The sequence below is a fragment of the Xanthomonas bonasiae genome, from assembly GCF_014836395.1.
GTDB lineage: Bacteria > Pseudomonadota > Gammaproteobacteria > Xanthomonadales > Xanthomonadaceae > Xanthomonas_A > Xanthomonas_A bonasiae.
The window spans coordinates 92089-100374 of sequence record NZ_JACSQX010000016.1; the positions used below are offsets into that span (position 1 = coordinate 92089).

9 protein-coding genes are annotated in these 8286 nt (G+C 70.2%); all 9 read right to left on the bottom strand.

What is annotated here, in order from left to right:
* Window positions 1–77 precede the first annotated feature (77 nt).
* Window positions 78–3029 carry a ligand-binding sensor domain-containing diguanylate cyclase gene (locus H9658_RS20590; RefSeq protein WP_318241497.1) on the bottom strand — a complete coding sequence of 984 codons (2952 nt, stop codon included), beginning with the start codon at window positions 3027–3029 and terminating at the stop codon, window positions 78–80.
* 135 nt (window positions 3030–3164) lie between these two features.
* Complete coding sequence (fliR, locus tag H9658_RS20595) at window positions 3165–3956, bottom strand: flagellar biosynthetic protein FliR (protein WP_179564498.1); 792 nt, start codon at window positions 3954–3956, stop codon at window positions 3165–3167.
* Between the two features lie 15 nt (window positions 3957–3971).
* Window positions 3972–4241: a flagellar biosynthetic protein FliQ gene (locus H9658_RS20600; protein ID WP_145708136.1), complete on the bottom strand. Its 270-nt coding sequence runs from the start codon at window positions 4239–4241 to the stop codon at window positions 3972–3974.
* 4 nt (window positions 4242–4245) lie between these two features.
* Window positions 4246–5067 carry a flagellar type III secretion system pore protein FliP gene (fliP, locus tag H9658_RS20605; protein ID WP_179564500.1) on the bottom strand — a complete coding sequence of 274 codons (822 nt, stop codon included), beginning with the start codon at window positions 5065–5067 and terminating at the stop codon, window positions 4246–4248.
* Window positions 5068–5069: 2 nt separating this feature from the next.
* Window positions 5070–5486 carry a flagellar biosynthetic protein FliO gene (fliO, locus tag H9658_RS20610; RefSeq protein ID WP_191826760.1) on the bottom strand — a complete coding sequence of 139 codons (417 nt, stop codon included), beginning with the start codon at window positions 5484–5486 and terminating at the stop codon, window positions 5070–5072.
* Window positions 5483–5821 (bottom strand): flagellar motor switch protein FliN, encoded by a 339-nt coding sequence (gene fliN / locus H9658_RS20615; RefSeq protein WP_179564504.1) that lies wholly within the window; start codon window positions 5819–5821, stop codon window positions 5483–5485. Before fliN ends, fliO begins: the two co-directional genes overlap by 4 nt.
* Window positions 5818–6825, bottom strand: coding sequence for a flagellar motor switch protein FliM (gene fliM, locus H9658_RS20620; RefSeq protein WP_179564506.1), 1008 nt, complete (start codon window positions 6823–6825; stop codon window positions 5818–5820). Before fliM ends, fliN begins: the two co-directional genes overlap by 4 nt.
* 12 nt (window positions 6826–6837) lie before the next feature.
* Window positions 6838–7374 (bottom strand): flagellar basal body-associated FliL family protein, encoded by a 537-nt coding sequence (locus H9658_RS20625; RefSeq protein ID WP_179564508.1) that lies wholly within the window; start codon window positions 7372–7374, stop codon window positions 6838–6840.
* A 227-nt stretch (window positions 7375–7601) separates the two neighbouring features.
* The coding region (locus H9658_RS20630; RefSeq protein ID WP_191826761.1) for a flagellar hook-length control protein FliK at window positions 7602–8286 on the bottom strand (685 nt) is incomplete at its 5' end.

Here is an 8286-nt window from a genome sequence, read left to right on the forward strand (position 1 = left end):
CCGTGGCGCTGCGCGCGCGGCGCGTCGCTCGCTGTCTGTTATCGGCCGCGCCGCGGCTGGGCTTGAGCCGGCGCCGCTCAGCGCGGCACGCTGGCTCCCAGGGCCGGGTCCAGATGCAATTCGATCCGGTTGCGGCCGCCATGCTTGGCCCGGTACAGCGCGTCGTCGGCGCGGCTGAGCAACTGTTGCACCGACTCGCCCTCGCGGTACCAGGCCACGCCGATCGAGGCGGTGACCTCGAGCAGGCCGGCATCGGTGAGGAACGGGGTGGCGCCGATCACCTGGTGCAGGGCGCGCAGCCGGCTCTGCGCCGGCGGCGACAGGCCCGGCAGCACCGCCAGCAGTTCCTCGCCGCCGTAGCGGCCGATCAGGTCGGCACCGCGCAGGTTGGCGTTCATGCGCCGCCCGACCCGCGCCAGCACCGCATCGCCGATCAGATGGCCGTGCTGGTCGTTGATCTGCTTGAAGTGGTCCAGATCGATCATCGCCACCGCCAACGGGCTGCCGTCGTCCTGGCAGCGCTGGATCTGCACCGCCAGCGCGTCGAGGATGCCGACGCGGTTGAGCAGGCCGGTGAGGTCGTCGCGCACCGACTTCAGCGCCAGCGTGGCACGCGCCTGCTCCAGTTCGCGCTTGTCGTGCTCCAGTTCCTGGGTGCGCTCGGCGACCAGGCGCGCCAGGGTGCGCTCGCGCACCAGCAACTGCTTCACCCGCCAGCGCCAGACCACGGTCAGCAGCAATGCCGCCGCCAGCAGGTACGCCATCCATGCCAGCGGGCTGCGCCACCACGGCGGCATGATCGAGAATTCCAGGCGCACCAGGTTGCTGCGGGTGCGCTGGCGTTCGTCCAGCGCCTGCACCTCCAGCGCGTAGCGGCCGGGCGAGAGCAGGGTGTAGCTGAGATGCGCCTGCTGGGTGCCGGCCCATTGCTCCTGCAGGCCCTCGAGGTGGTAGCGGAAGCCGATGCTGTCGCTGCCGCCGACCGCGCCGGGGGCCGAGAAGGCGAACTCGATCGGCTGCTGCGACCACGGCAGCTGTGCGCCGGCGGTGACCGGTTTGCCGGCGCGGGTGGCGCGCAGCAAGCGCAGCTGCAGTGGCCGCACGGCGAACAGCCGCGCCGGGTCCAGGATCTGGCTGACGCCCTTGCTGTTGCCGATCCACACCGAGCCGTCGCTGTCCTCGAAGAACGCCGATTCGGAGGTGTCGTCCCACAGCAGTCCATCGGCCTGGGTGACCCGGATCCAGCGCCCGCCCGACCACAAATCCAGGCCCTGGCTGCTGCCGACCCACAACCGTTGCTGCCGGTCCTGGCGCAGCACGTAGGGCACGATCCGCGCCAGCAGCGGGTCGTCCACCTTGCGCAGCGACAGGCTGGCGCTGCGCGGGTCGAAGCGCCCGCGCCAGATCCCGACATCGTCGAACGACAGCAAGGCTTCGTCGCTGGCGTCGATGCTGAACTTGTCCAGTTCCGCATCCGGCAGCGCGGCGCCGCGCAGCCGGATCGACTGCCAGCCCTGCGCCTGGCGCAGGTACAGGCCGTTCTTGCCGACCAGCCAGAAGCGGCGGCGCGCATCGTAGCCGCCGCCGACGAACTGGTCGCGCGGCACGTCGCGCGCCGGCCGTGCGCTGGATTCGCCCGGCGGCAGCAGGAACATGCCGCGGGTGGTCAACAGCCACAGCGTGCCGGCGTCGTCGAAGAACATCCATCTCAGCGCCGACAGCACCTTGGTCCGCTCCAGCATGCGTCCGCTGCCGCGATCCAGCTGCAGCACCCGCCCGGACGACTGGCCCAGCCACAGGCTGCCGTCGGCGGCATCGATCAGTTGCACCGTCTGCCGCAACGCCTGCCCGTCGCGGTCGGTCAGCGGCAGCATGCGCCCGCTGTCGGCGTCGAGCACGTTGGCGCCCATTTCGCTGCCCACGTACAGGCGGCCGTCGCCGCGGCTGCGCAGGATCGACCAGGTCGGCCCGGTCGCCAGTCCCTGCGGTTCCTCCCAATGCTGGATCAGCCCGTAGCCCAGCCAGCGCTGCACGCCGCGGCCGCGGGTGCCCATCCACAGGCGGCCTTGGCGATCGCTGAGCATCGGGGAAATGTTGGCCGCCAGCGCGCCCAGGCCCTGCGCACGCTCGAACGCGCGCCAATGCCCGCCTTCCCAGCGCAGCAGGCCGGTGTCGCTGCGGGTCAGTACGCGGCCAGCGGCGTCCTCGACCAGGTTGATGCCCACCGCCATGGTCGACAGGCTGCTGCCCGGCGGCGGCGGCCGCTCGGCGAAGCCCGCCGCGCCGGCGGGCCAGGCCAGCACGTGGTGGATGCCGCGCGCCCACAGCGTGCCGTTGCGGTCGCGCAGCAGCGCCAGCCAGCTGTCGTCGGGCACGCCGTCGGCGCGGCCGAGCCGCTGCAGGCGGCCTTGCGCATCCAGCCGGCACAGCTGGCGGCCGCAGCCCAGCCACAGCGCCTCGCCGATCGCGGTGACGCTGGAGATCTCGGCCAGGGGCGCACCGTCGGCGGTGCGCAGCGGCGCGACCTGCCAGCCGCCAGCGGCGCCAGCGGCGATCCGCAGCGGCTGTTTGCCGCTCAGCGCCACGATGGCGTCGCCGAACGCCGCCAGCGATTGCCCCTGGTCGATCCGCAGGCGGCGCCCGTCGGCGCCGGGCACGGCGGCGAAGCGGCGCCCGTCGCCGACGTACAGCGCATTGGACGCGCCGACCCACATGCGTTGCCGGCGATCCTCGGCGATCGAATAGACCAGCGGACTGCCGAAGCCGGCATCGGTGCCGACCTGTTCGAAGCGTTCGCGCTCGTAGCGGTGCAGGCCCAGTTCGGTGCAGGCCCAGACCACGCCGTGCCGATCGGCGTACAGGCAATTGATGCTCAGGCCCTGCAGGCCGTCGGCCTGCGCGTAGTCGCGGAAACTGTATTCCTGCGCCGGGGCGGCGCCGATGCAGGCGCATAGCGCGAGCAGGGCGGCGAGCCGCCATGCGATGCCGCGCGACGGGGAGGGCGACAGCGGCGGGTGGCTGTTCGGCACGGCGATGACTGGCGTCCCCGGAAGGCGCTGCGCGGCGGTAAGTGCTGCACGCGCAACACCGTTGGAAAGGATATCGGCGCAGCCGCACGGGGCTTGAATGCGCAAGGCCCGGCAGCGCGCCTGCGCCCGCGTAGTCTAGGCGGTGACCTGCCGGGCGGCGTCAAAGGCGGCATCGAACAGGCGCTGCACCGGCGGCCCCATCTCGCCGACCAGCACCGCCAGCAGCGCCAGGCCGATCACCACCGCTACCGGCAGGCCGAGCTGGATCGGATTCAGCGCCGGCGCGGCCTTGGCCAGCGCGCCGAACGCCAGGTTCACCGCCAGCATCGCCACCATCACCGGCAGCGCCAGGGTCACCGCGCCGCGCATCATGCTCATGAAGAAATCCGGCGCCACCGAGGCCATCGCCTGCGCATCCGGCAGCGCATTGCCGATCGGCAGCGCCTTGTAGCTGTCCACCAGCAGCTGCACCACGGCCAGGTGGCCGTTGGCGGTGAAGAACAGCAGGCCGAAGGCCAGGTAGAACCATTGCCCGATCACCCCGGAGGTGACCCCGCGCAGCGGATCGGCCATCTGCGCGAAGCCCAGGCCGGTGCTCTGCGAGACCAGTTCGCCGGCCAGCGCGCCGGCCTCGAAGATCAGCCGCAGCATGAAGCCCATGCTCGCGCCCACCGCCAGTTCGCGCGCCACGCTCAGCACCACCGCGGCGTCGAAGCCGTTCCAGTCCGGCACCGGCGGCAGCAGCGGCGCCAGCGCCATCGCCAGCGTCGCCGCCAGCATCACCCGCACCCGCGCCGGCACCGCGCGGGTGCCGACCAGCGGCATCGCCATCAGCATCGCGCCGATGCGCAGCATGGTCCACAGGATCGCCCCGACCATCGCGAAGGCCTGCTGGCCATCGATGACCATTTGCGTTGCGGAGTCCATGGCGCTGGCGGCCCGCTAGCCGATCAGATGCGGAATGCGCTGGAACAGCATGGTGGTGTATTCGACCAGGTGCGCCAGCAGCATGCTGCCGGTGGCGAACAACATCGCGGTCAGGGTGATGACCTTGGCGATGAAGGCGATGGTCGGTTCGTTGAGCTGGGTGGCGGCCTGGAACACGCCGATCACCACGCCCACCACCAGCATCGACAGCAGCAACGGGCCGGCCACCCACAACACGGTGATCAGGCCGCCGCGCAATTCGGTCAGGGCCAATTCGGGACTCATCGGCTCAGACTCCGTTGAAGCTGGCGGCGAGGGTGCCGACGGTCAGCACCCAGCCGTCGACCAGCACGAACAGCAGGATCTTGAACGGCGCCGAGACCAGCATCGGCGACATCATCATCATGCCCATCGACATCAGCACGCTGGCCACCACCAGGTCGATGATCACGAACGGGATGAAGATCAGGAAGCCGATCTCGAACGCGGTCTTCAGCTCCGAGGTCACGAACGAGGCCACCAGCACCGGGAACGGGATCGCGTCGGGGCTGCTGTAGGTGCCGTTGCCGGCCATGCCGGCGAAGGTCATCAGGTCGGCCTCGCGGATCTGCGCCAGCATGAACGCGCGCAGCGGCTGGGTGGTCAGGGTCCAGGCGGTCTGGAAGTCGAGCTGGCCGTTGAGGTAGGGGCTCATGCCCTGGCCCCAGGCCTTTTCCCACACCGGCATCATCACCAGCGCGGTCAGGAACAGCGCCAGGCCCATCAGCACCTGGTTGGACGGGGTCTGCCCGGTGCCCATCGCCTGGCGCAGCAGGCCGAGCACGATGGTGATGCGGGTGAACGCGGTCAGCACCAGCAGCATCGACGGCAGCAGGGTGATCGCGGTCATCAGCAGCAGGGTCTGCAGCGGCAGGCTCACCGGCTGCGCGCCGACCTTGCCGACGTTCACTTCCGGCAGCGAGGGCAGGGTCGGGGCGGCGTTCTGCGCGGCCGGCGCGGCCGGCGCGGTCGGCGCGGCCTGGGCCCAGCCCAGCGCCGGCAGCAGGCTCAGCGTCAGCAGGATCAGCAGCAGGCGCAGGCCGCGCGCATAACGGTTCCAACGAGGCAACATGATCATTTGTCCTTGCGCAGCTTCTGCGCCAGCAGCTGGGCGAAATCGGGGAGGTTCTTGAGCTGCTTGAGGTTCGGCAGCGACGGCGCCGGCGCTTGCGGCAGCGGCTCGGGCAGGCGATGCAAGGTGCGTACCCCGCCCGGCGACACGCCCAGCAGCAACTGCTCGCCGTTGACCTCGACCACCACCACGCGCTCCTTGGCGCCGACGGCCAGGCTGGCCACCACGCGCAGGCCCTCGGCCGGGCGGAAGCCGCTGCCGGGCAGGCGCTTGAGCACCCAGGCCATGCCCAGGATCAGCCCCAGCACCAGCAGCAGCGCGAACACCGCGCCGATCAGGCTGGGCGGCGAGGGCGCGGCGCTGCCGACGCCCGAGGCCGATTTGGCCGCCTGGGTGGCGGCCGCGAGCAATAGGCTCACCGCAGTCTCCGGATGCGTTCGCTGGGGCTGACCACGTCGGTCAGGCGCACCCCGAAGCGGTCGTTGATCGTCACCACCTCGCCGTGCGCGATCAGGGTGCCGTTGACGTACACGTCCAGCGGCTCGCCGGCGCCGCGCTCCAGTTCCACCACCGAGCCCTGGTTGAGCTGCAGCAGGTTGCGGATCGGAATGCGGTTGCGCCCGACTTCCAGCGACAGCGTCACCGGCACGTCCAGGATCATGTCCAGATTCAGCTCGTTGCCGTCGCTGCCGGTTTCCGGTTGCAGGCTGTCGAACTGGGTCGGGACCGGCTCGGGGATTTCGTTCTGGCTCATGACGCGTCTTCCTGAAGGGCGGGGCGGCGGCGCAGCGCGCCCGGGGGTTGGGTCGAAGTGATCTTCACGGCGTTCTGGCCGCGGGAAATGCCGAACTCGCCGGTGAACACCGGAATGTTCTCCACGCACAGCGGCACTTGCTTGGGCAGCTCGATCGGCAGCACGTCGCCGATCTTCAGCCGGGTCAGCTCGCGCAGGGTCATCTGCTTCTGCGCCAGCACGCTGGAGATGGTGACCTCGGCGGTGTTGAGCTGCTCGCGCAGCATGATGTTCCAGCTCTCGTCGCGGTCCACGCGGTCGCTCTGGATGCCGGCGTCGAGCAGTTCGCGGATCGGCTCCAGCATCGAGTACGGCAGGGTGATGTGGATCTCGCCGCCGCCGCCTTCCAGCTCCACGTGGAAGCGGCTGACCACCACGTACTCGCGCGGGGTGACGATGTTGGCGAAGTGCGGGTTGACCTCGGAGTTGAGGTACTCGAACTCCACCTCCATCACCGGCGCCCAGGCCTCGTGCAGGTCGGCGAAGGTCTGCTTGAGCATCAGCTGGATCACCCGCATCTCGGTCGGGGTGAATTCGCGGCCTTCGATGCGGGTGGGGTAGCGGCCGTCGCCGCCGAAGAAGTTGTCGACCACGGTGAACACCAGGGTCGGTTCGAACACGATCAGGCCGGTGCCGCGCAGCGGCTTGAACTTGATCAGGTTCAGGTTGCTCGGCACGTACAGCGAGTGCATGTAGTCGTTGAACTTGATCAGGTCGATACCGCGCACCGACAGGTCGGCCGAGCGCCGGATCAGGTTGAACAGGCCGATCCGCCACAGCCGCGCGAAGCGCTCGTTGACCATCTCCAGGGTCGGCATGCGCCCGCGGATGATCCGGTCCTGGCTGGAGAAATCGTACTGGCGCGCTTCGCCGGGCGCCGGCGGCGCCGGCCCGGTGTCCACCGCACCGGCATCGACGCCATGCAATAGCGCATCGATCTCGTCTTGGGAAAGCAGGTCGGTCATCGCGGCGGCGCCTTACTGGGTCACGAAGCTGGTGAACAGCAGGTCTTCCACGCACTTCTTGCCGGTCTCGGCGGTCATCAGCTTCTGCGCGTCGGCCAGCGCCGCGGCCTGCAGCTTCTTGCGCCCGGCGATGTCGGCGATGTCCTGCGCCTGCACCTGCGAGAACAGCATCAGCAGGTGCGCGCGGATCGCCGGCGCGTTCTCGGTGATCAGCTTCAGCTCTTCCGGGTCGCGGGTCATCAGCTGCACTTCCATCTGCAGGTAGTGCGGGCCCTCGTCGGGGCTGCCGTTGAGATTGACCACGAACGCCGGGTCCATCGCGAAGTACTGCGCCGGCTTGGGAAGTTCTGCGGTCTTGGCCGCGGCCTTGCCATGGGCGGCATCGGGCTTCTTCAGGAAGAACCAGGCGCCGGCGCCGCCGCCGCCCAGCACCAGCACCGCGGCGATGACGATGATCAGCAGCTTCTTCTTCGACTTGCCGCCCTCCGGGGCCTCTTTGGCATCCTTGGCGTCGGCGGATTTCTTGGATTTGTCGGCTGCTGCTGCCACGGATGGGCTCCTTAAGGGGGGACTCTGCCCCTAAGGATGCAATCGGCGTGCCGAAACGGCGGGATGGACTCGCCGGATATTTGACGGTGGCCGCGACGGCCGATGGATGCGGCTTTTTGTGGGACGGAGTTCAACCCCGACGGGCTTGATCGGCGACCCGCGTCGGGGCTGACGCCCCTCCCACAGGCAGCGGTTGCGGCCGAGGCCGCCGCGATGCTGCGGTCGGCTTAGGCGTAGGCGTCGAGCAGGCCGCGCTGGCGCAGCACCACCGACGGAATCCCGACGTTGCCCAGCAGCTCGTCGCCAACGCCGCCGCCGGCATTGCCGGCGTTCGACCCGCTGCCTTGGCGGGCGTTCTGCGAGGCCTGCTGTTGCTGCTGGCCGACGTCGGCCTGGCCGAGCTGGAAGCCGTGCTGGCCGAGCATGTCGCGCAGCCGCGGCAGGCTGTTCTCCAGCGCCTGGCGCACTTCGGGCTGGGCGCTGCTGAAGCTGGCGTTGACCTGGTCGCCGTTCAGATGCAGGCGCACCTCGACCGGGCCCAGGTCGGCCGGGCTGAGCTTGATGTGCGCGTGGCCGATCTTCTGGTCCGCCAGCCAGCTCATGCGCGCGCCGAGTTCGTCGTCGAAGTTGTCGCCGTGCAGGTTCGGGGTCGGGGTCGGCGAGCCGGTGAACGGCGCGGCGGTGTCGGCGCTGCGCGCCGGCGCGTGGATCCCGGCCGTGGCCAGCAGGTTGATCGGATCGGTGCCGGTGCTGGCCACATCGCTGCCGCTGTCGGCGCTCTTGTCGGTGGCGGTCGCCAGCGCCGCCAGTGCGGCGACCGGGGCCGTGGCATCGCCGCCGCTGGCGGCCTGCGCCGCGGCCCCCGCGACCTGCGCCAGCATGCCGCCGAAGCCGGGGGCGCTGGCGCCGCTG

What these genes read in the sequence shown, in the direction of transcription:
- fliR (WP_179564498.1), bottom strand. Translation starts at nt 3,956, where the DNA reads ATGGACTCCGCAACGCAAATGGTCATCGATGGCCAGCAGGCCTTCGCG.
- H9658_RS20600 (WP_145708136.1), bottom strand. Translation starts at nt 4,241, where the DNA reads ATGAGTCCCGAATTGGCCCTGACCGAATTGCGCGGCGGCCTGATCACC.
- fliP (WP_179564500.1), bottom strand. Translation starts at nt 5,067, where the DNA reads ATGTTGCCTCGTTGGAACCGTTATGCGCGCGGCCTGCGCCTGCTGCTG.
- fliN (WP_179564504.1), bottom strand. Translation starts at nt 5,821, where the DNA reads ATGAGCCAGAACGAAATCCCCGAGCCGGTCCCGACCCAGTTCGACAGC.
- fliM (WP_179564506.1), bottom strand. Translation starts at nt 6,825, where the DNA reads ATGACCGACCTGCTTTCCCAAGACGAGATCGATGCGCTATTGCATGGC.